Annotated in this window: 25 protein-coding genes; 9 read left to right on the forward strand and 16 right to left on the reverse strand. The window is 65.1% G+C overall.

What is annotated here, in order from left to right; translation table 11 throughout:
* Positions 1-15 precede the first annotated feature (15 nt).
* From mobA to J1C49_RS16390, 3 genes are read right to left on the reverse strand one after another with little or no spacing between them, the layout of a single operon-like run.
* On the reverse strand, positions 16-666 hold the full coding sequence (mobA, locus tag J1C49_RS16380; RefSeq protein WP_227446918.1) for a molybdenum cofactor guanylyltransferase MobA: 651 nt from the start codon (positions 664-666) through the stop codon (positions 16-18).
* Complete coding sequence (locus J1C49_RS16385; RefSeq protein ID WP_227446919.1) at positions 663-1109, reverse strand: GNAT family acetyltransferase; 447 nt, start codon at positions 1107-1109, stop codon at positions 663-665. The genes mobA and J1C49_RS16385 overlap by 4 nt, the downstream gene beginning before the upstream one ends.
* Positions 1110-1113: 4 nt before the next feature.
* Positions 1114-1992 (reverse strand): formate dehydrogenase accessory sulfurtransferase FdhD, encoded by an 879-nt coding sequence (locus tag J1C49_RS16390; protein ID WP_227446920.1) that lies wholly within the window; start codon positions 1990-1992, stop codon positions 1114-1116.
* A 278-nt stretch (positions 1993-2270) separates the two neighbouring features.
* On the opposite strand from J1C49_RS16390, the gene J1C49_RS16395 reads away from it, so the two are divergent.
* Positions 2271-3074, forward strand: a complete 804-nt coding sequence (locus tag J1C49_RS16395; RefSeq protein ID WP_227446921.1) for an AzlC family ABC transporter permease — start codon at positions 2271-2273, stop codon at positions 3072-3074.
* Positions 3071-3394, forward strand: coding sequence for an AzlD domain-containing protein (locus J1C49_RS16400; RefSeq protein WP_227446922.1), 324 nt, complete (start codon positions 3071-3073; stop codon positions 3392-3394). Before J1C49_RS16395 ends, J1C49_RS16400 begins: the two co-directional genes overlap by 4 nt.
* A gap of 388 nt (positions 3395-3782) precedes the next feature.
* Here the strand turns inward: J1C49_RS16400 and J1C49_RS16405 are convergent, their stop codons facing one another.
* The 4 genes from J1C49_RS16405 to J1C49_RS16420 form a co-directional block, all read right to left on the reverse strand.
* The gene (locus tag J1C49_RS16405) at positions 3783-4412 is read right to left on the reverse strand and encodes a hypothetical protein (protein ID WP_227446923.1); all 630 of its coding nucleotides are present in this window, start codon (positions 4410-4412) and stop codon (positions 3783-3785) included.
* Between the two features lie 103 nt (positions 4413-4515).
* Positions 4516-4650 carry an aa3-type cytochrome c oxidase subunit IV gene (locus tag J1C49_RS16410; RefSeq protein WP_227446924.1) on the reverse strand — a complete coding sequence of 45 codons (135 nt, stop codon included), beginning with the start codon at positions 4648-4650 and terminating at the stop codon, positions 4516-4518.
* A 178-nt stretch (positions 4651-4828) separates the two neighbouring features.
* The gene (locus J1C49_RS16415) at positions 4829-5314 is read right to left on the reverse strand and encodes a DUF6173 family protein (RefSeq protein WP_227446925.1); all 486 of its coding nucleotides are present in this window, start codon (positions 5312-5314) and stop codon (positions 4829-4831) included.
* Between the two features lie 141 nt (positions 5315-5455).
* Complete coding sequence (locus tag J1C49_RS16420; RefSeq protein ID WP_227446926.1) at positions 5456-5917, reverse strand: Lrp/AsnC family transcriptional regulator; 462 nt, start codon at positions 5915-5917, stop codon at positions 5456-5458.
* A gap of 126 nt (positions 5918-6043) precedes the next feature.
* Here J1C49_RS16420 and J1C49_RS16425 point away from each other — a divergent pair, with 126 nt between their 5' ends.
* Complete coding sequence (locus tag J1C49_RS16425; RefSeq protein WP_227446927.1) at positions 6044-6289, forward strand: DUF6356 family protein; 246 nt, start codon at positions 6044-6046, stop codon at positions 6287-6289.
* Positions 6290-6473: 184 nt separating this feature from the next.
* Here J1C49_RS16425 and J1C49_RS16430 read toward each other — a convergent pair whose 3' ends face one another.
* Together J1C49_RS16430 and J1C49_RS16435 are read right to left on the reverse strand one after the other, a co-directional pair.
* Entirely contained in the window at positions 6474-7514 is a 1041-nt protein-coding gene (locus tag J1C49_RS16430) for an MBL fold metallo-hydrolase (protein WP_227446959.1), read from the reverse strand.
* Positions 7514-9214 carry an acyl-CoA dehydrogenase gene (locus tag J1C49_RS16435; protein WP_227446928.1) on the reverse strand — a complete coding sequence of 567 codons (1701 nt, stop codon included), beginning with the start codon at positions 9212-9214 and terminating at the stop codon, positions 7514-7516. The genes J1C49_RS16430 and J1C49_RS16435 overlap by 1 nt, the downstream gene beginning before the upstream one ends.
* 227 nt (positions 9215-9441) lie before the next feature.
* Between J1C49_RS16435 and J1C49_RS16440 the strand changes: the two genes are divergently transcribed.
* Positions 9442-10389 carry an L-threonylcarbamoyladenylate synthase gene (locus J1C49_RS16440; protein ID WP_227446929.1) on the forward strand — a complete coding sequence of 316 codons (948 nt, stop codon included), beginning with the start codon at positions 9442-9444 and terminating at the stop codon, positions 10387-10389.
* An 861-nt stretch (positions 10390-11250) separates the two neighbouring features.
* On the opposite strand, the gene J1C49_RS16445 is transcribed toward J1C49_RS16440, so the two are convergent.
* A complete protein-coding gene (locus J1C49_RS16445) occupies positions 11251-11955 on the reverse strand; it encodes a hypothetical protein (RefSeq protein ID WP_227446930.1) in 705 nt (234 codons plus the stop codon).
* Positions 11927-12211 (reverse strand): hypothetical protein, encoded by a 285-nt coding sequence (locus J1C49_RS16450; protein WP_227446931.1) that lies wholly within the window; start codon positions 12209-12211, stop codon positions 11927-11929. The genes J1C49_RS16445 and J1C49_RS16450 overlap by 29 nt, the downstream gene beginning before the upstream one ends.
* A gap of 184 nt (positions 12212-12395) precedes the next feature.
* On the opposite strand from J1C49_RS16450, the gene J1C49_RS16455 reads away from it, so the two are divergent.
* From J1C49_RS16455 to J1C49_RS16470, 4 genes are all read left to right on the forward strand, one after another.
* On the forward strand, positions 12396-12959 hold the full coding sequence (locus J1C49_RS16455) for a hypothetical protein (protein WP_227446932.1): 564 nt from the start codon (positions 12396-12398) through the stop codon (positions 12957-12959).
* A 382-nt stretch (positions 12960-13341) separates the two neighbouring features.
* Positions 13342-13815, forward strand: a complete 474-nt coding sequence (smpB, locus tag J1C49_RS16460) for an SsrA-binding protein SmpB (RefSeq protein ID WP_227446933.1) — start codon at positions 13342-13344, stop codon at positions 13813-13815.
* Between the two features lie 77 nt (positions 13816-13892).
* A complete protein-coding gene (sseA, locus tag J1C49_RS16465; protein WP_227446934.1) occupies positions 13893-14762 on the forward strand; it encodes a 3-mercaptopyruvate sulfurtransferase in 870 nt (289 codons plus the stop codon).
* Positions 14763-14846: 84 nt separating this feature from the next.
* Positions 14847-16031: an amino acid aminotransferase gene (locus J1C49_RS16470; protein WP_227446935.1), complete on the forward strand. Its 1185-nt coding sequence runs from the start codon at positions 14847-14849 to the stop codon at positions 16029-16031.
* A gap of 54 nt (positions 16032-16085) precedes the next feature.
* On the opposite strand, the gene plsY is transcribed toward J1C49_RS16470, so the two are convergent.
* From plsY to J1C49_RS16495, 5 genes are all read right to left on the reverse strand, one after another.
* Positions 16086-16712 (reverse strand): glycerol-3-phosphate 1-O-acyltransferase PlsY, encoded by a 627-nt coding sequence (plsY, locus tag J1C49_RS16475; RefSeq protein WP_227446936.1) that lies wholly within the window; start codon positions 16710-16712, stop codon positions 16086-16088.
* Between the two features lie 94 nt (positions 16713-16806).
* Entirely contained in the window at positions 16807-18090 is a 1284-nt protein-coding gene (pyrC, locus tag J1C49_RS16480) for a dihydroorotase (RefSeq protein ID WP_227446937.1), read from the reverse strand.
* Positions 18087-18488 (reverse strand): hypothetical protein, encoded by a 402-nt coding sequence (locus J1C49_RS16485; protein ID WP_370639429.1) that lies wholly within the window; start codon positions 18486-18488, stop codon positions 18087-18089. The genes pyrC and J1C49_RS16485 overlap by 4 nt, the downstream gene beginning before the upstream one ends.
* Positions 18485-19024 carry an aspartate carbamoyltransferase catalytic subunit gene (locus J1C49_RS16490; RefSeq protein ID WP_227446938.1) on the reverse strand — a complete coding sequence of 180 codons (540 nt, stop codon included), beginning with the start codon at positions 19022-19024 and terminating at the stop codon, positions 18485-18487. The genes J1C49_RS16485 and J1C49_RS16490 overlap by 4 nt, the downstream gene beginning before the upstream one ends.
* A complete protein-coding gene (locus J1C49_RS16495; RefSeq protein ID WP_227446939.1) occupies positions 19021-19971 on the reverse strand; it encodes an aspartate carbamoyltransferase catalytic subunit in 951 nt (316 codons plus the stop codon). Before J1C49_RS16495 ends, J1C49_RS16490 begins: the two co-directional genes overlap by 4 nt.
* Positions 19972-20080: 109 nt before the next feature.
* Between J1C49_RS16495 and J1C49_RS16500 the strand changes: the two genes are divergently transcribed.
* A complete protein-coding gene (locus J1C49_RS16500) occupies positions 20081-20875 on the forward strand; it encodes a uracil-DNA glycosylase family protein (RefSeq protein WP_227446940.1) in 795 nt (264 codons plus the stop codon).
* The last annotated feature ends 39 nt before the right edge of the window (positions 20876-20914 follow it).

Here is a 20914-nt window from a genome sequence, read left to right on the forward strand (position 1 = left end):
TGCTTCCTGACGGCTTTACCGCGCGGCGCCGGGAGGCGCCAGCATCCGCTCTGCTGCCCGGAGATCGTCGGGCGTGTTGACATTGAAGAACGGATCACCCGGCTCCTCGAACAACGCCTCGCGCCCGCCATGCCGGTCTGTCCAGAGCACGACCTTTTTCAACCCGTCCGCGAGCGCGGCGCGGAGGTCATTGCGCAGGGCGACGGGCCACAAACCAAAGGTGGGATGACGGATCGCTCCGGAGCGCGACATGCTCTTGGTGATCTGGTCTCCCCGTGGCGTGGCGGCCAGAACAAGCGGATGCACCTGCCCGGCGCTGACCGCTTCGAGCCGGTCCACAAGATCCGCCGGGAAAAACGGCGTGTCTCCCGCGACGGTCACGATCCTGTCCGCGCCCAGACCCGCGGCCCAGTCGAGCCCTGCCAGAACGCCGGCCAGCGGCCCGACAAAACCGTCGATACTGTCTCCAAGCACCGGCAATCCGTGCCTAGCGAAGCGCGACGGATCGCCATTGGCGTTGAGCGCCATGCCTGCAACCTGCGGCCCGAGCCGCGCCATCACATGCGCCAGCAAGGGCTTGCCGCCCAAAGCCAGCAGCGTCTTGTCGCCGCCACCCATCCGCGTGGCCAACCCACCGGCGAGGATCACCCCAAGCGGCCGCGTCATGGGCCGTGCTCCTGCAAGAGCCGTGCCCGCGCCGGGTCCAGCCATTTCGCCATCACCCGCACGCCGTCATCCGAAAACCCGAGACGGTCGTAGAAGTCGATCACCGGCGCATTGCTGTCGCGCACCATGAGCATCAGCTTCACCGCGCCCGCCGCGCGCAGCCAGTCCTCCGCCGCGTCCATCGCCGCGCGGCCCAGCCCAGTGCCCTGCCGGTCCGGCGCCACGGCCACGTAATAGACCCAGCCGCGATGCCCGTCATGGCCGACCGCGGCGGAAGCAATGACCCGAGCGCCCTCCATGGACACGAGAATCTCCGCTGCGGGATGGGCGCGAAAGGCGGCGATGTCCTGATCGGCGGGATTCCACGGGCGGCTGAGGTCGACCTCGGCCCAAAGGGCTGCAAGCGCCGTCTCGGCTCCATCGGGCAGAGGAACGAAGGGCATGGGCCTATCCTTTCGCGCTCTTGCGGCGATGCTTGCGGTCTTCTTCGGGCACGCTGCCCGGGTCCATGTCCCAGACCAGCCGCTCGGCCCCGCTCAGGCAGGTGAAGCGTTTGCCCCGCATCCTCCCGATACAGGTCAGCCCGACCTGGCGGGCAATCTCCACGCCCCACGCGGTGAAGCCCGAGCGGGAGGCGAGAACCGGAATGCCCATCAGCGCCGTCTTGATCACCATCTCGGACGTCAGGCGACCGGTGGTGTAGAGTATCTTGTCGCCCGCCGGCACTTTTTCGCGAAGCATCCAGCCGGCGATCTTGTCGACCGCGTTGTGGCGGCCGACATCTTCCATGTAGACCAGCGGGCGGTCCCGCTGGCACAGGACGGTGCCGTGTATTGCGCCGGCCTCAAGATAGAGCGACGGGGTCGTGTTGATCTCGGCGGCAAGGCTGTAGAGCCACGACGTTCGCACCTCTGCGACCGGAAGCGTCAGCCCTTCAAGCCCCTCCATCATGTCGCCAAACACCGTTCCAACCGCGCATCCGCTGGTGCGGGTCTTCTTCTTGACCTTCTCCTCATAGCTGGTCTGGCGATCGGTGCGCACCACAACCACGTCGAGATCCTCGTCGTAATCCACCGCCGTGATCGTGTCTCCATCCCTCAGCATCCCCTGATTGCGCAGGAAACCGATGGCCAGGTATTCCGGATAATCGCCGATGGTCATGGCGGTCACGATCTCCTGGCTGTTGAGAAAGATCGTGAGCGGGCGCTCCTCGACCACGCTCAGGGCAACCTCTGCACCGCTTTGGTCGATGCCGGTTACGGCGCGGGTCAGGCGGGCGAGGCTTGGGTCAGGCGCGATGAGAAAGCGGTGGTCTGTCGATTGCATCCGGAGCGGGCCTTGTCTAAGGGCAGGTGCGTGGTGTTTGGTCAGTGATGGCTCTGCAGGGGGGGATGTCAAGCGCCCGGCAGACCATGGCACCGGACAGCCCGCAATGCATCACGGCCCATGTCCCGCCCCGCGGCGCCGGGCGCGCAAAACGCGGTCTTGCGCCGCGCGCGGCCAGGAATGGGCAGCCGCCGGGTGCTCTGGGCAGGGCAAGACGCGGTCTGGCGCCGCGCGCGGCCCGGAGAGGCGCTGGACGGAACGGGAAAGGCAGGCGGTGGATGCGCGATCCGAAGGTGAAAGAAAGCTTCTGGCGGGGCCTGCGCGACGGGTTGCCGTTCCTGTTGATCGTGGGCCCCTTCGCGATGCTGTTCGGCGTGCTGGCGACCGAGGCGGGCCTCAGCGTGCTTGAGACCATGAGCTTTTCCGTTGTCGTGATCGCGGGCGCCGCGCAATTCACCGCGCTTCAACTCTTGCAGGACAACGCGCCCGCGGTGGTTGCGCTGGCCTCTGCGCTGGCTGTCAACCTGCGCATGGCGATGTATTCGGCCTCGATCACGCCGCATCTTGGCGCCTTGCCCTTCTGGAAACGGGCCTTTGTGGCCTATTTCCTCGTCGACCAGACCTATGCGTCATCGGTGCTGGATTACGAAAAACACCCGGACCAATCATTGGCGGAAAAATTCGCCTATTTTGTGGGTGTGATGCTGCCGATCTGCCCGCCATGGTATCTGGCCACGCTGGCCGGTGCCCTGGCGGGGGAGGCAATCCCGTCTGATGGCGGGCTGGATTTTGCCCTGCCGATTGCGTTTATCGCGATGATCGCCCCGGCATTGCGCACCCCGGCCCACCGCGCCGCGGCGCTGTCGGCGTCGATATTGGCGGTGGGTTTTGTCTGGCTTCCATTCAACCTCGGTCTCATGGTTGCCGGGATCGGCGGGATGATCGTCGGGGCAGAGGTGGAACGGCGGATCGAGGCGCGCAAGGCGCAGGACACCGCGCAGGCCGCGCGGACAGATGTGGCGGGAGGCACCACAGAAGGCCACACCCGACAGGACAGCACCCATTCGGAGACCCGGCCATGATCGACAAGGCAGACCTCTGGTTCGTGATCCTCGCGCTGGGCGTGGGCTCTTTCGGTTTCCGGTTCCTCTTTCTCGGGGTCGTGGGCGACCGCGCCTTGCCGGAATGGCTCCTGCGGCACCTGCGCTATACCGCCGTCGCCGTGTTGCCCGCGCTGGTTGTTCCCCTTGTGATCTGGCCACAGGCCACCGGCGGCGAACCCGATCCGATCCGTCTTGCTGCCGCCGCGGCCACCTTTGCGGTGGGATACGGGTTCAAGAGCGTGCTGGGCGCGATGGGGGCAGGGGCGGGTGTCCTCGTGTTGGGCGCTTTGCTGGGCTGACAGTCCCATGGCCGCGGCACATCCTCGCCGTAGTATCGCGCCGTATACGTCAGGCATCATGCCGCGTCTTGTCGCGCGTTCCACGCGCCACCGAACCGGTTCTGGCAACGCGGGCAGGGCTCGTGACCAGTGCAGCGACCCGTCAGACATGCGGCCTGCCATAGAAGTTCAATGCTGGCGGGACGTCAGGACACTTGGCGGGAGGTCATCATACGCGGCGGGACGTAAGGACGTTGCGGGACGTCAACATACGCGGAGGGACGTCAGGCCACGCGGCGGGACGTCAACACATGCAGCGGTGCGTCAGGACGTGTGGCGGGACGTCAACAGAGGCGTCCAGGCGGCAGGACGTGTCTTGGCTGTCGGCTCAATACCGCCCTGGCATGGGTCAGCCGCCTTGCGCGGCTGCCGCATCAAAGGCTTCGATGGCGAGCGTCTTGTCGTCGGCGTCGTTCTCGAAGAGCCTGCGCGTTTTCACACCCGGCAACGCCCCGAACTGCTCCATGAGGTTCTTGGGGAACCATGTGCTGGAAATCGTCTGGAAGCCGGGAAGCTGGCGCAAGAGCGCGGAGGTGGACGCAGCGCATTGCGCCGAGGGCACCGTGCCGTTGCGGATCGCGAGTTGCAGGGCACGCTCGGCAACCTCCCGCGACACTTCTACCTCCTGGATCACCACATGATAGGTTTCCCGGGCATGGGCGCGCGCGTAGCTGTCGGCCACCCGGGGCGTGACGCCATAGAGCACATCGCCAATCTCCGGCACCGTATCGTAGCGCACCGAGCCCGCCGGGTCGAAGATCACCCGCTGGGATGCGTTGATCATGAGGCTTGTATGCGCGCCCGCACCGGACCGGTTGTTGATCATCGTGTAAAGCGTCAGCTTCGGGGGGCCGTCATGGCGATAGACCGCCGCCCGCACCTCTTCGATGCTTGCATCGCCGCCATGGGTTGTGACGGCCGCACAGCCCGAAAGTGTGAGCGCCGCCAAAAGGCCCAAGGCCCAAGCCCGTAAAGTCATATCATCCGATCCCGTTCATAGGGGAAGCCCCATGCGAGGCATGGTGCGGTGCGCCTGTCAGAGACCATCGCGGCCGCAAACCTGACCGGCCACGCGGCTATGCTCAGGCGTTGAACATCGCCAGAAGCACCACCGCCACGAGAATCACGATGACCGTGCGGATGGTGAAGGTGATGAACCCGTTGAACGTCTTTTCCTGTTCGGTGATGTCCATGCTGCCGTGCTTGTGTTCTGCCATGAGCTTGTCTTTCCGTTTCACGCGCCTGTCAAAGTTGCGTCCCGGACTACCCTATTCTTTCGTGCCTGTCACGCCACCGAAAAGCGCAGAAATGTCGCGGCTGCCCCTGCCGGCGTTGACCTGTGCGCGAGGGGCGGGCGGGCCGTTCGGCGGTGGCGTCCCACATCCACGCACCGCCTCATTCTGTGGCGGTTTCTGCGGTGGCGTCCGCAGCCTTGGACTCATCCGGGCTGAGGGCGCGGGCCAGTTCAAAACCGATCCGGCGCGGGCGTTCTTGCGGGCCAATCTTTGGCAGCGCGCGCAACACGACGCTCAACTGCGAGATATGCTGAATCAGTTGCATCCGCGCGCCGTGCTGATCCGTGCCGTAAAAGGTGATCATGTCCGGGTCGAAAAAGCCGATGCCCTCGATCCGCAGCACCCCGGCCTCGCCGCCCGCAAACCCCATGGCGATTTCATGGTCCGAATCGAGCTGCGCTTCGAAATTCTGGATATACAGAACCAGCCGTTCATAGCCCCACTCCGCCGGGCTCTTGTGCGCCTGCGGCTTGGGACTGAGCGCCTGTTCACACTCGGGCTGTGTGCCGTCCGTATGGACATCGATCCGCCGTGGCAGGGCCGCACCCTCGGCAGCCTCTGCGGCGGTGGCGATCTTGTCATCCATGGCGGGCATCCTTGCTGTCTTCAGGGTTCAGAGTTCAGGACTCACGGTTCAGGTTTAAGGGGCCGGCAGGCACTCCCGTTCAGTCCCGGAAAGCAGCCTCCACGCTCCTTCGCAGGGATACAAGCCCGGACGGCGTACTTCTCAAAGTGGCAGCGCCGTGGTTTCCTTGATCTCCTCCATCACGAAGCTGGCGGAGATATCCGAAAGCGGCATGCGCTGGATCAGCCGTTTGTAGAACGCATCATAAGCCGGCATATCCGCCACGCGCACCCGCAGCATGTAATCAAGATCGCCGGTCATGCGATACGCGCCGACAATTTCCGGCATCGCCCGGGTCAGGGTATGGAAGCGTGCCATCCAGTCGGGTTCGTGGCTCGACGTGCGCAACAACACGATCACCTCCAGCGGACAGCCCACGCGGGCCGGATCAAGCAGTGCCACGCGCCCGACGATCACGCCGGCATCCTCCAGCGCCCTGATCCGTCGCCAGCACGCGTTGCGCGACCGGCCCACCTGCTCGGCAATGGCGTCAACGCTTTGCGTGCTGTCCCGTTGCAGAATACCGAGGATAGCGCGGTCTGTTTCGTCGAAAGTCTGTTTCATTATTGGGATCATATCCCAAACATTCCGCAAACAACAGAGTAGTTTGGGACGCACGCACTCGGCGCTGTTGGTATCTTCACCTCAACCGCCACTCACGGGACACACCACCACTCACGGAGCACATGCATGGCACAGATCGACACCAACACCCCGCCAAAGGCCAAATCGCGTTTTGCGCGGGTCTTTCTCGACCATCCCGGATCGGTGGACGAGACCTATTTCCAGCATATGCGGTTTGCCGCCGGGTTCGGTTTCTGGCTTGCCGTGGCGGCGCTTGCCGCGTTTGTCCACGCGTTCGTGCCGGCGCTGTGCGAACGCACGGCCAGCCAGATCCTCCGGCGGCTTTACGCTCGGATCGAAAACCGGGGGTGAGCTCCGCGGGCCCGGGGGCGCATCAATTGCAGGTCCTTCCCGGATTTTCGCTCTTCGAGCGTGCTGCCACCGAACCGCCGCCGAGCCGGGCCGCCTCGCGTGCCCGGAGAAACCGGCGCGTATCGGTGCGGCTGCGACCGGGCCGCCTTGTGTTCCCGGAGAATGCAGCGCGTATCGGTGCGGCTCAAACCGTCTGCCAAAGCCACGCGCCATCGTCGCGCAGGCTGCGCCGTGCACGTCCCTCGTGCCAAAGATGCAGGCAATGGGCCATCGCTTCGACCAGCGCCAGCCCGTATTCGCCACCGCTGATCTGACGTCTGAAAAGCGGCTGGAAGCACTCGCCCGCCGGGCGCGGTTCCGACAGATGCTCGGCCAGCCGGTCAAGCGCATGATGATGATTGTCGATCAATTGCCGCATCCGTGCCGGAAGCCCCGTAAACGGCAGCTTGTGTCCGCCAAGCACGAGGTGCCGATCCTCTGCCATGGCCGCGAACCGTTCGCAGGCCTCCAGCCAATCGGCGACCGGATCGGCCTCCGGTTCGGTGGCATAGACCCCGATATTGGAACTGATGGATGGCAGGATCTGATCCCCGGCAAGCACAAGATCATCGTCGCGGGACCACAATGTGGCATGCTCCGGCGCGTGCCCGTTCCCGATATGCACATCCCACGCCCGGCCGCCCGCATGGATCACATCACCTTGCTTGATGCGCTTGAAGCCGAGCGGCATCGGCCAGACGCAATCGGCGAAGTTGAACGGCCGCTCTTCCATCCGTTCCGCAAGAATCGCGCGCTCCATACCGCAGCGTTTCCAGAACGCGACGGTTTCCTCGGTGGGTCTGTCCTGCGCGTCGAGCCGGAGCATCCGCGAAAAGAGCCACGCCGTGCGCGTGGTGACAAGCTCTGCACCGTGTTCGGATTGGAACCAGCCCGCAAGCCCCACGTGATCGGGATGGTGGTGCGTGACAATCACCCTCCCGACCGGCTTGCCCGCCAGCGGTCCGGACAGGATCTCCCCCCAGATCCGCCGCGAGGTTCTGGAGGAAAAGCCCGTATCGACAATGGTGTAGCTGTCGCCGTCATCGAGCGCATAGACGTTGACATGGTCCAGCTTCATCGGCAGCGGCAGCCGGATCCACTTCACCCCTTCGGCCACGTCAATGGCGGTGCCGGGGGCGGGCGGGGTCTCCCATGGCGTGCGAATTGGCTGGTAGCGGGTGTCCATCACGCGGCCAGATCGTCGACCGAGAGCCCCATCACCGTGTCCGATGCCACCAGCGACTGGGCCAGAAGCCCGGCATGTTCCGGCAGCACCGCGTCGATGTAGAACCGGGCCAGCCGCGCATGGGCACCGCCCGGCTCCGCCAGCGCGGCCTTGAGATGATAGTATCCGCCCAACACGCGGGCGAACCCGCGCAGATAGGGCATCGCGCCGACAAAGCGATCCGCCAGATCACGCTTGAGCAGCGCTTCGGTCGCTTCGCGCAGCGTCTCCGACGCCTGCCAGACCTTTTCCGCCAGGTCCGACTCGGTGCCGCGCGCATGCTCGGCAAAGCTCTCGATCTCGTCAAAGATGCGGAACGCGGCCTCGCCCCCGTCCATCAGCTTGCGGCCCACGAGGTCCATCGCCTGGATGCCGTTGGTGCCCTCGTAGATCGCAGTCACCCGCACGTCGCGCAGATACTGCGCGGCGCCGGTCTCCTCGATATAGCCCATGCCGCCATGCACCTGCACGCCGATATCGGCCACCTTGATCCCGGTCTCGGTGCCGAACGCCTTGGAAATCGGTGTCAGCAGCGCGGCCCGCGCCTTCCAGTCCGGATCGCCGGTGGCGTTGGCCATGTCGATGGCCACGGCATTGTCCATCGCAATCGCCCGCGCGGCAAAGGTTTCGGCCTTCATGGTCGCCAGCTTGCGGCGGACATTGGCATGCCCGATGATGGTGCCTTCGGGGTTCTTGCCCTGCTTGCGATCCTGCGCATAGGCCAGCGCGTGCTGATAGGCGCCTTCGGCAACGCCGATCCCCTGGCCGCCGACGCCGAGCCGGGCGTTGTTCATCATCGTGAACATGGCGCGCATCCCGTCATGCTCATGCCCGATAAGCCATCCCGTGGCGCCGTCATACTGCATCACGCAGGTCGGTGAGCCATGCAGCCCCATCTTGTGCTCGAGGCTGACGACCTTGAGGCTGTTGGCGACACCGGGCGCGCCGGTCTCGTCGGGGATGCGTTTGGGCACGAGAAACAGAGAGATGCCCTTGGTGCCCGGCACCCCGTCGGGCAGCCGCGCCAGAACGAGGTGGCAGACATTCTGCGTGAAGTCGTTGTCACCCCAGGAGATATAGATCTTCTGACCGGTGATCGCATAGGTGCCATCGCCGTTCGGTTCCGCCTTTGTGGTCAAGGCGCCCACATCCGACCCCGCCTGCGGTTCGGTCAGGTTCATCGTGCCGGACCATTCGCCGGTGATGAGCTTGGGCAGGTAGATATCCTTGATCGTATCGGAGGCGTGATGCTCCAGCGCCTCGATCTGGCCCTGTGTCATCAGCGGGTTGAGCTGCAGCGACAGGCAGGCGGCAGACATCATCTCGTTGACCGCCGTGGTCACCGTCATCGGCAGACCCATGCCACCGTGGGCCGGGTCGGCTGCGATGGCCACCCAGCCGCCCTCCGCGATGGCCTTGTAGCCTTCGGCAAACCCTTCAGAGGTGCGCACCACGCCGTTTTCAAGACGCGCCGGGTCGGTGTCGCCCTTGCGGTTGAGCGGCGCCAGAACCTCTTCGCACATCTTGCCCGCTTCGCTGAGGATTGCGTCGACGACATCTGGCGTCGCCTCCGAAAAGCGTTCCGTCTGTGTCACCTGGGCAAAGCCGGTGACGTGGTTCAGCAAAAGAGAATAATCGTTAAGCGGCGCGCGGTATGACATGGAGCCTCCTGATTTGCGACGGCATGAGCCGACCTGGGCGCGGTCATCCGCGCATGGTGGGCCAAGCGAACGGACGGGCCTTGCCGCCAAGTCCTTGCAATGGCAAACCTACGCGCGGCTGCGCGGGCTTCAACCGAAACGCGGCGTCACAAAGCTGACGCAAGGGCATGGGCGCGCGGAATTCACGAACCGAGGGCGGGTCTCTCACGGACCCGGAACAGACCGAGATGAGCGGACAGATCACCGAAATCCTGCAGCCGGACGCGGCCGGGCTCGACCGGGCGGCGGCCTTGCTTCGAGAGGGCGCGCTTGTCGCCTTTCCCACCGAAACGGTCTACGGGCTTGGCGCGGATGCGGCCAACGAAGACGCGGTGGCACGGATCTTCGAAGCCAAAGGGCGTCCAAGCCGCAATCCGCTGATCCTGCATTTTGCCGATGTTTCCGCCGTGCGGGCGCTGACCGAATGGAATGACGCGGCCGAAGCGCTGGCGGAGGCGTTCTGGCCCGGCCCGCTGACGATGGTGCTGCCGCTGCGCACCGGAGCGCCGGTGTCGCCGCGCGTGACCGCCGGTCAGGCGACCGTGGCCGTGCGGCTGCCTGCGGCCCCGATTGCGCGTGGTCTGCTGGACCGGGTCGGACGCCCTGTGGCGGCGCCGTCAGCCAACCGGTCGGGCCAGGTCAGCCCGGTCCGCGCCAAGCACGTGGTGGACGGGCTTGGGGGACGGATCGACGCGGTGGTGGATGGCGGGCGCTGTGACATGGGGCTCGAATCGACCATTGTGGGTCTGGCCGGCCATCCGGTCCTTCTGCGGCCTGGGGGCGTCACTCAGGACAGCCTTGAAACCGTGCTTGGCCGGGCGTTGGGGCAGCGTCGCGACACTGATGCCATCTCGGCGCCGGGACAGCTGCGCTCGCATTATGCGCCGCGCGCGCGGGTGCGGCTCAACGCGGCGGAGTGGGAGCCAAACGAAGCGCGTTTGGGTTTTGGCAATGTGGCCGCGGATCTCAACCTGTCTCCGACCGGCAATCTCGACGAGGCCGCTGCCAACCTGTTCGAATACCTGATCCGGCTCGATTCCGGCGATCATCCCGTGATCGCGGTTTCGCCCGTGCCACACCGGGGGGTCGGGGTCGCGATCAATGACCGGCTCAGCCGCGCGGCGGCGGAGCGGTAGTCCCGCAGGGAGCGGATGACCGAAACGACATCCGGGGGGGCGGGGTCGCGATCAATGACCAGTTCAGCCGCGCGGCGGCGGAACGGTGGTCCCGAAGGGAGCGGGTGACCGAAACGACACCCGGGGCCAAATCCGCATTCGCACATCGCGCCGTCACGCGCGTATCGCAATACGCGCGCAACCGGATGCGATGCCGACCGAGGGACGCGACGCCCGGAAAACGAGACGCAGCCCGGAGCACCGACCACGTCGGAAGCGGGGCACAGTCCCACCGGCCCACTGGATTAGCTCCACCAACCTGGATGCGACCCCGCCAACAGGGTGCTGCACATTGATCAGGATGCGCCCCGTCCAACAGACTATGCCTTTAGATCAGGATGCGCCCCGTCCAACAGATGTGCCCTGAGATCAGAAGGCGCATCACCAAACAGAAGCCGCCCGGTTCAAAAGAAACCATGCCGACCGGCACGGTGCGGCCCTGAGATCAGGGCGCGACCCGGCCAACAGATGTGCCCTGAGATCAGAAGGCGCATCACCAAACAGGAGCCGCCCCGTTCAAAAGAAACCATGCCGACCGGCACGGTGCTGCCCTGAGGTCAGGATGCGGCCAGTCCAACAGACTATGCCCTGAGATCAGGATGCGCCCCGGCCAACAGATGTGTCCTGAGATCAGAAGGCGCATCACCAAACAAGAGCCGCCCGGTTCAAACGAAACCATGCCGACCGGCACGGTGCGGCCCGAGATGGGGGTGACCCCGAGATCAGGATCTGGACGGAGCCATTCTTGCCAATCGTGGCCGTGCCCCGCGGGTTCGCAGTGGCCCATAAGCGGCACGGTGCGGCATCCTGAGCGTCCTTGGTTCAGACCATCTCGATCACGCCCTTGTCGATGGCCAGCAGGTAGCCGCGCTTGGTGATGTTCTTCACCAGCAATTCCGATACGATCTGGTTGCCCAGCCCGTCCCGCAAACGTTTGACACGCACCGCACCCGCCGCTTCTTCGCAGTCATCCTCCGAGCGGCCCGAGATCATTGCCTCGATCTGCGCCCCCGTGAGCATCTCGTCATCCAGCCGCGCTTCGGCAAGGATCGACAGGGTTTCCATCATCGCGTCGGTAAGCTTGAAGCCCATTGTGTTGAGATAGACCGTGTTTTCCTCGCGGGAGATGATCAGGCTGTCGACCCGGATGCCGGCGCGTTCGATCTGCGCCATGCGGCGGTTGAGCACGACCAGCATCACCAGAAAGAGCAGCGCGGCGATCAGCAACGCCGCGGAAAACACCAGCAGCACGAAAATGACGGTCCGGTAGCTCGCCAGCACTTCGGCGAAGGAGGTGCCGGACTGCGCGAGGATCTCCAGCAGCTTGACCTCGGCCTGACCTGTCAGGTCGTCATTCTCCACAAAGATCCGCTCGACCTTGCGGTTGAACGCGTCCGCATCGGGCAGCGTCAGCATCAACAGCGCGCCCGCTGCCGCGAGAATCGCCACGATGGCCGCGATGCCGATGGCCACGATCCGCGTGCTGGAGCGGCGGGTGTCAGTAACGGAGGTAATAGGCACCGGCATTCGCCTTTTTGTTGTCCTCGGGCACGGTTTCGGACCGTCCCACGATGTTGAGAAGGGTCCAACCGCCGCGTTGCAGGCGGTCTGCCGTGATGGCCCTGGTCTGACCTCCGCCGGGGCAGGCGCCATCGATTTGCAGAATGCCGTAATGCAGCCGCAGCGGGCTGTCCTGCTTGGCTTTGTATTCGACGAAACACGCGGCCTGCGCAAGCGCGGGCAGGGCGGCGGTTACACAGAGAGTGAGGATGAAGGTTCGCATGGTTGCACACTGCGCTTCACGCGGCTGTTTATCAATAACCCGCCGGGACCGGGCCGCGTGTTATCGCATAGCCGCCCGGTGTTATTGAGCCGTTTTGCCAAGTGGGACGAGGGTGCATGCAGGCGGTCCGTCTCCGGCGCGCCGCATCACGTTCAATGCAAGACGCTGCAAGAAGGAAAATCCCATGTCCAGACGTTTCATAACCGGCATCCTCACCCTCGCTGCCACGATCACCGCCTTTTCGGCCGCGGGCCCGGCGCGGGCCGACTCTGCGGACGACCTGCGCCGCCTGCTTGGCACCGCCGCGGGGATCTATGTGACCGGGCGCATCCTGAACGAGCTGGCCAACGGCGCGGGCGGCGCCGATGTGCTGGTGCATGACGAACGCCGTCAGGGCGGCGGTTGGGGGCGCCGCGACGGCACCCGTCAGGCGGACAGATGGATCGAGAACACCAATCGCTATGACCAATCGGGCAACCGGCCTCGTCAAAACGGCAATCGCCAGGCCCGCAAAGCGCCGCTTCCGGCCGTCTGCATGGTGCGGGTCGATCGCCAGCGCACGACCTTTGCCCTGCCGCGCCGTTGTCTGCGCCGCAATTACGTGGGTTTCAACCGGCTGCCGGACCGTTGCCTGATGCGGATCGCACCGCGCCACAACCGCTTCGGCTATGGCCAGGGCAAACCGCGCGCGGCCTATGCGCTGCGCTGTCTGCGCCAGAAAGGCTATCGGGTTGCGCGCGGCTGGTGACGGATTGCAGGACCGGCTTTGCGCAATCCGAACGGGCAGGCACAATGATCAATGCGCGGGAACGGGGTTCTTACGGGAGCCCCGCATTCCGCGTTGTCCGTTCCCGAGACGGAGCGTCAGCGGGCGCATGGCACCGGCTGCGCGGCTTCAACGGTGTATCGCCAACCTCCAGGGCAGCGGGCGAGGGGCCAGCCCCTCGCGCTCCCCGGGATATTTGAGGCCCAAAGAAACAGCGGCTGCGCCGATGACGGTCGACAGGCACAAGGCGTGGCAGGACCGTTCCGGCATGGCGGTCTGGACAGCGGCGCGCCGATTGCGGCGCGGGAGGATTCCGCCGGCTTGCCCTTTTCACCGGTCGGCGCAGCGACTATCTCTGGCACCCATGGCACAGAAATCCACAGATCCGAATTACAAGGTGATCGCCGAGAACCGGCGGGCGCGATTTGATTACGCCATCGAGGATGATCTCGAGGTCGGCATCGTGCTGCAAGGCTCGGAGGTCAAATCCCTGCGCGAGAATTCCGCCAATATCGCCGAGAGCTATGCCGCGGTCGAAGAGGGAGAGCTGTGGTTGGTGAATTCCTACATCGCGCCTTACGACCGGGCGATGTTTGGCCATGAGGAGCGCAAACGCCGCAAGCTGCTCGTGTCCAGAAAGGAGCTTTCGCGCCTGTGGAACGAGACCCAGCGCAAGGGAATGACGCTGGTGCCGCTTGTGATGTACTTCAATCACAAGGGGATGGTGAAGATGAAGATCGGAATCGCCAAGGGTAAGAAGAACCACGACAAGCGCGAAACCCAGGCCAAACGCGACTGGAGCCGTCAGAAGCAGCGGCTTCTGAAGCAAAACGGTTGAGGCCGGAGCCGGTCAGCGGCTTGCATGGCGCGGCCTGCGGGACTAAGGCTTCTGAGGTGTCTGCATCGGAGGGTTCAATGCTTCAAGATGATCCGAAAACGCTGGTTTCGACCGAGTGGTTGGCACGGCATATCGCGGATCCGGATCTGCGCATCCTCGATGGCAGTCTGCACATGGCGGCCACCGGGCGCGATGCGAGGGCGGAATATGATGCCAATCACATTCCCGGCGCGCGCTTCTTTGATATTGACGACGTGTCCGACGCGCGCTCGGAATTGCCCCACATGGCCCCGCCAATCGAGAAGTTCATGTCCCGCCTGCGCGCCATGGGCGTGGGCGACGGGCACCAGGTTGTGGTCTATGACCAGACGGGGTTGTTCTCGGCGGCCCGCGTCTGGTGGCTTTTCCGGCTGATGGGGCAGGACAACATCGCCGTTCTTGATGGCGGCCTGCCCAAGTGGATGGCCGAGGGGCGCGAGACCGAGGACATGCCGCCCATGGTGCGCGACCGGCACATGACCGTGCGGCGGCAAGCGCATCTGGTGCGCGATGTCACGCAGGTCTCGTCGGCGTCGAAGCTGCGGGATGCGGAGATCGTCGATGCGCGGTCGCCGGGGCGGTTTGCCGGCGACGAGGTCGAGCCGCGCGAAGGGTTGCGCTCCGGGCATATCCCGAATTCGAAAAACGTCCATTACGCCTCGTTGCTGTCCGAAGACGGAACCATGAAGGATCTCGATGCCTTGCGTGCCACGTTCAACGCGGCGGGCGTGGACCTGAGCAAACCCATCATCACAACCTGCGGGTCGGGCGTGACCGCCGCCGTCCTCAGCCTCGCGCTGGAACGGTTGGGCGTGCGCGACCACGCGCTCTATGACGGGTCCTGGACCGAGTGGGGCCAGTTCGACACGCTGCCCGTCGAGACAGGGCCGGCCCGCACCGGCGACTGATCGCGAGGCAGATGATGACCCCCGAAACCCGAAACCCAGGGGCCGATACACCCACGGTCCCATGCGGCGCAGCGGAGAAACGCGATGTTTGAGAACCTCAAGGAACAACCGGCGGACAAGATTCTCGCCCTGATGCAGGCGTTTCGCGACGACCCGCGCGATACAAAGATCGACCTCGGCGTCGGCGTCTACAAGGATGCGACCGGCAAGACGCCCATTTTCCGGGCGATCAAGGAGGCCGAAAAGCGGTGGTGGGGTGAAGAACAGACCAAGGCCTATACCGGGCTGGGTGGGGATCCGGCCTATGCCGACGCGCTGGCAGGGCTTGTCCTCGGTGATGCGGTTCCGCGGGCCAATATCGCCGCGGTGGCAACCCCGGGCGGCACCGGGGCGTGCCGTCAGGGCTTTGACATGATCCGCATGGCCTCGCCGGACGGGCGTGTCTTTGTCTCCAACCCGACCTGGCCCAACCACCTGTCGATCCTCAAGCATATGGCTATGGAGATGGTGCCCTACCGCTATTTCGACGACGACACGCGTGGCGTCGATTTCGGGGGCATGATGGAGGATCTCAAGGCTGCGAAGGCCGGGGACGTGATCCTGTTGCATGGCTGCTGTCACAACCCGACCGGCGCCAATCTCAACATCACGCAGTGGCAGGCGGTGATCGACCTGCTGATCGAGACGGGCGCCACCCCGATGATCGACATCGCCTATCAGGGCTTTGGCGACGGTCTCGACGCAGATGCCGCCGCGACACGGCTGGTTGCGTCGTCCGTGCCCGAATGCCTGATCGCGGCGTCCTGCTCCAAGAATTTCGGCATCTATCGTGACCGCGCGGGCCTGCTTATGGCCGTGTCCAACGATCCGGCCAAGCACAAGGTGACACAGGGCACCCTGGCCTACCTGAACCGACAGAACTATTCCTTCCCGCCGGATCACGGGGCACGGCTCGTGACGCTAGTGCTCAACGATGACGCATTGCGGGCCGACTGGCAGGCCGAGCTTGAAGAGATCCGGCTGTCGATGCTGGGCCTGCGCGACCAACTGGCCAACGAGCTGCGGCGCCTGTCCGGGTCCGACCGGTTCGGGTTCATCGCGCAGCATCGGGGCATGTTCTCGCGCTTTGGCGCTACGCCGGAGCAGGTGGAAAGCCTGCGCCGCGATCACGGCATCTACATGGTTGGCGACAGCCGCGTGAACATCGCCGGTCTGAACAAGGACAGCGTGCCGATCCTTGCCGATGCGGTGATCAAGGTCGGCGTCTGAGCGCCCCGGCTTTTGCGAAAACGCACCATCAAGACGACACAGGCCGGGTGACGCTCACTCGGCCTTTTTGTCCCGGCTGTCCCGGCCGACATTGGCCTCGGTGCCGGCGCGCAGCCGCGCGATGTTCTCCTTGTGGCGCCACCAGATCAGCACCGCCAGAAGCGCGCAGAGCAGGGCCGTATCGCCATTGCCCGTCACCAGCGCCCAGAGCGGCGACAGCGCCGAGGCCGCCAGCGCGCCAACGGAGGAGATCCGAACCAGTGCCACCGCCGCGAGCCAGGTCAGGCAGGCCAGCAGCCCGACAGGCCATGCGAGCACCAGCAACAGCCCGAGGAACGTGGCAACCCCCTTGCCGCCCCTGAAGCCAAGCCAGACGGGGAAACAATGCCCGGCAAAGGCCGCCAGCCCGGCGAGCTGTGCCGCGTCTTCACCTGCAAAGGCGCGCGCGATCAGCACCGCAGCCGCCCCCTTGCCACCATCCAGCACAAGCGTGCCAAAAGCCGCCGCCTTGTTGCCGGTGCGCAGAACATTGGTCGCGCCGATATTCCCCGATCCGATTGCCCGCAGATCGCCCAGCCCCATCAGCTTCGAGATCACGACGCCAAACGGGATCGAGCCAAGCAGATAGCCGAGCACGGCCCAGAGCAGCAAAACGGATAGGGGGGAGAGGATTTCGGGCATCGGGCACTCCGGGTTGGTCTCATCCGGCTCTAGCGCAGGCGCGACGCCGGGCCAAGCCTTGAGTGGTAATGCACCGCGATCCCCGGATTCCCGTTCAGCGGTAGGAATAGACCTCGCGACCGGTCACGAAGGTCTTGAGCACCCGCCCCTGAAGCCGCGCCCCGTCGAAAGGCGTGTTCTTGGATTTCGACGCCAACTTGAACCGGTCAAGGATGAAAGGCGCATCCGGGTCAAACATCACCAGATCGGCCGGCGCGCCTTCGGCCATCCGGCCGGAGTCCAGCCCGAGACGCCGCGACGGGTTCAGCGACAAGGCCCGGAACAGGGTGGGCAGGTCGAGATCCTCGGCATGGTAAAGCCGGAGCAGCACCGGGAGCATCGTCTCAAGCCCGACTGCCCCCGATGCGGCCTCTTCGAAGGGCAGGCGCTTGCTTTCTTCGTCCTGCGGCGTGTGGAACGAGCCAATGATGTCTATCAGACCTTCGCGGACGGCCTCGATCAGCGCCATCCGGTCCTCTTCGGCCCGCAAGGGCGGCTTGACCTTGAAGAACGTCCGGTAATCCGCCACGTCCATTTCGTTGAGCGTGAGATGGTGCATCGAGGTGCCCGCCGTCACATCGAAGCCGTTTTTCTTGGCGCGGCGCAACGCAGGCAGCGCACGCGCGGCGGTGATCTGATCGGCATGGTAACGCGCGCCGGTCATCTCCACGAGCGCGATATCCCTGTCGAGCCCCATGCGCTCGGCCATGGGCGATACCGCCGGGATGCCGCGCAGCGAGGCAAACTTGCCGGCGCTGGCCGCCGCACCGCGTGACAGGCCGGGATCCTGCGGGTGCCCCATGACCAGCGCACCCAGCGAGCGGGCATAGGTCATGGCCCGGGACAGAACCTTTGTGTCGGTGACCACGTGATCGCAATCGGTAAAGGCCACGGCCCCGGCATCCATCATCAGCCCGATCTCGGTCATCTCGCGGCCCGCGCGGCCCTTGGTCAGCGCGCCCATCGGCAGCACGTTGACGGGCGCGGCCTCATTGGCACGGCGGCGCACGAATTCCAGCGCCTCGGGCGTGTCAATGGCCGGGCTGGTGTCGGGCCGCGTGACAATCGTGGTCACCCCGCCGGCGGCCGCGGCGAGACCGGCACTGCCATAGCTTTCCTTGTGCCGTTCCCCCGGCTCGCCGATCTTGACCCCGATATCCACGATCCCCGGGGCGACAAAGGCGCCATCGGCATCCACCACCGCGGCATCGTCCACCACCGGCGCCGGTTCGCCGAAAATCTGCGCAATCGCACCCTTGGCGATCAACAGCGCACCGGGTGTGACGCGACCCGCCTCGGGGTCGACCAGCTGGGCGTTGACGATCAGCGTCCGTTTCATGGCATGCGCCCTCCGGCTGCGGTGATCCGTGCAATTGTCGCCTGTGGATCGGGTTGGAACTTGATCAGGTGCTTGTCGCCGGACCGGGTGACGATCTGGACCGCAGACCCGAGGCGGCGCAGCCGCTCGACCTGATCGAGCGGGACGAGCCGCCCTGCCGGCCCGTGAAGCGTGCCATCCTTGAGCTGCCAGACATGGCCCATCTCTTCGTCAAGCAGATACCAGCCGCGCACGATCACCGCTGCCAGTCCGCCGATCGCCCCGGTCCAGACATAGGGGTTGCCGGCCAGCCAGAGGATCAGCATCCCGCCGGCCATGGCGATGGCCGCCATGGTGGCATGGGACCGGATATAGGTCGTCCTGTCCGGTCTGAACTCCAACGTGCCCGTCGCGCTCACCGGGTCACCACGTAGAGCACAGGCAGCAACAGAACCGCGAGGAACAGGACGGCAAATGGCAGCCAACGCACAGGCGCAAGCCCGCCATCATGGGGCGGCGCGGCGGCATTGCCGCTTGCGCTCTCCGCACGAAGCGCCGCGCCGCGCGCCGCGGCCTTGATCTCGCCAAAGGTGCCGATCCAGCGCAGGGGTGTCGCAATGGTGAGCGTCTGCGAGGTCTGTGCAAAGGCCTGGCTGGGTGTCACCACCACATGGCCCTTGAGCGCGTCGATCCGGCCGCGCATGTCCTTGAGTTCGGCCGACCGCACCCCGTATGCCTCCCCGAGATATTGCGACAGCGTCATCGGTTCGAGGTCGCGCAGGTCGATCACCTCGACGAAGCCCGCGCGCAGGGTCTGCGCGCCAAGCGCGTATTTCAGCGGCCATTCCCCGGTGCCCGCCTGGGTCGTGAACCGTTCCACCGCTTCGCGGGGCAGGTCGATGTGAAACAGCCTGACAACGTCGCGCTCGGATCCGTTTATCTTGATTTCTGTCATGTGATGATCTCACTTGGCCGGGACCGCAGGTTGCGGGCGAGAAGGTCCATGGCTGCCATCCGGACGGCCACGCCCATTTCTACCTGATCTTGTATGACTGAACGATTGATGTCATCGGCCAGCGTGCCGTCGATCTCGACACCGCGATTCATCGGACCGGGATGCATCACGATGGCGTCATCCATCGCGTAGCCGAGCTTTTCCGAATCCAGCCCGTAACGGTGGTAATACTCGCGCTCGGACGGGATGAAACCGCCGTCCATCCGCTCGCGTTGCAGCCGCAGCATCATCACGACGTCGGCGCCCTTGAGCCCTTCGCGCATGTCGTCAAAGACCTCGACCCCGAAGGCATCGATTCCCGAGGGCATCAGGGTCGGTGGCCCGATCAGGCGGATGCGGTTCTCCATCTTGTGCAGCAGCAACAGGTTCGACCGCGCCACGCGGCTATGCGCGATATCGCCGCAGATCGCGATGGTCAGGCGGTGCAGCCGCCCCTTGGCCCGGCGAATCGTCAGCGCATCAAGCAGCGCCTGCGTGGGGTGTTCATGGCGTCCGTCGCCGGCGTTGAGCACGGCGCAATTCACCTTCTGCGCCAGCAGGTTCACGGCGCCGGAATGCGGATGCCGCACCACCAGAAGATCGGGATGCATCGCGTTGAGCGTCATCGCCGTGTCGATCAGCGTCTCGCCCTTTTTGATCGAGCTTGCCTGCATCGCCATGTTCATCACGTCCGCCCCGAGCCGCTTTCCGGCGATTTCAAAGCTCGCCTGCGTGCGGGTGGAATTCTCGAAAAACATGTTGATCTGGGTCAGCCCGGACAGCGCGCGCGCGTGTCTGTCGGGCCGCCGGTTGAAATCGACATAGCGGTCGGCAAGGTCCAGGAGGGTGGTGATTTCATCGGGGCGCAACGGCTCGATGCCCAGAAGATGACGGTGATCGAAACGCATGTTGACCCCACGATAAGACCGGTCTTCTTCTATGGATGCTGCGCCGGAGGAGCAAGGGGTCCGACGGTCGTGTTTCCCCTTTCGTCCTGCACGGGCTAAAACCTGTTCCATGGATTCGGCACTGGACTGGCATAGCGCGAAAGCGATGCTCGAATGGCAAATCGAAATCGGCGTGGACGAGGCCATCTCGGACCGCCCGGTGGACCGGTTTGCCCATGAGCAAGCGCTGCGCGAAGCGGCGCGCGAACGAGCCGAGCGCCAAAAGCCCGGCGCCGCATCACCCGGTGCCGCGCCGCGCGCCCCCCGGGTCGAGGTCGATCCCGTGGCCGTGGCCCGCGCCGCCGCCACCGCCGCCACCGATCTCGACGCGCTGCGCGCTGCCATGGGGGCCTTCGAGCATTGCGAGCTGAAACGGGGCGCGCGCAACCTCGTGTTCTGCGATGGCCAGCCGGGCGCCCGCGTGATGATCGTCGGCGAAGCGCCGGGCCGTGACGAGGACCGCATCGGCCGACCCTTTGTCGGCAAGGCCGGTCAGCTGCTCGACAAGATGCTGGCGGCGATCGATCTGAGCCGCGAAGAGTCCGTCTACATCACCAACGTCCTGCCCTGGCGGCCGCCGCAGAACCGCGACCCGCGCCCCGAGGAAATCGCGATGATGAAGCCGTTCCTCGAACGCCACATCGCCCTCGCTGACCCGGCTCTGCTGGTGATTGTCGGCAATATCTCGGCCCAGACCCTGCTTGGCAAACGCGGGATCACGCGGCTGCGCGGCACCTGGACCGAAGCGCTCGGGCGGCCCGCCTTGCCGATCCTGCACCCGGCCTATCTCCTGCGCCAGAACGAGGCCAAGCGCGACACGTGGGCGGACCTTCTGTCGCTCAAGGCGCGGCTCAAGACCCTGTAATCCCAAACGTGATGCCCCTTTTCTGACCGGAGCCCCATC

It is taken from the genome of Cognatishimia sp. F0-27, from assembly GCF_020667845.1.
GTDB lineage: Bacteria > Pseudomonadota > Alphaproteobacteria > Rhodobacterales > Rhodobacteraceae > JAFMPQ01.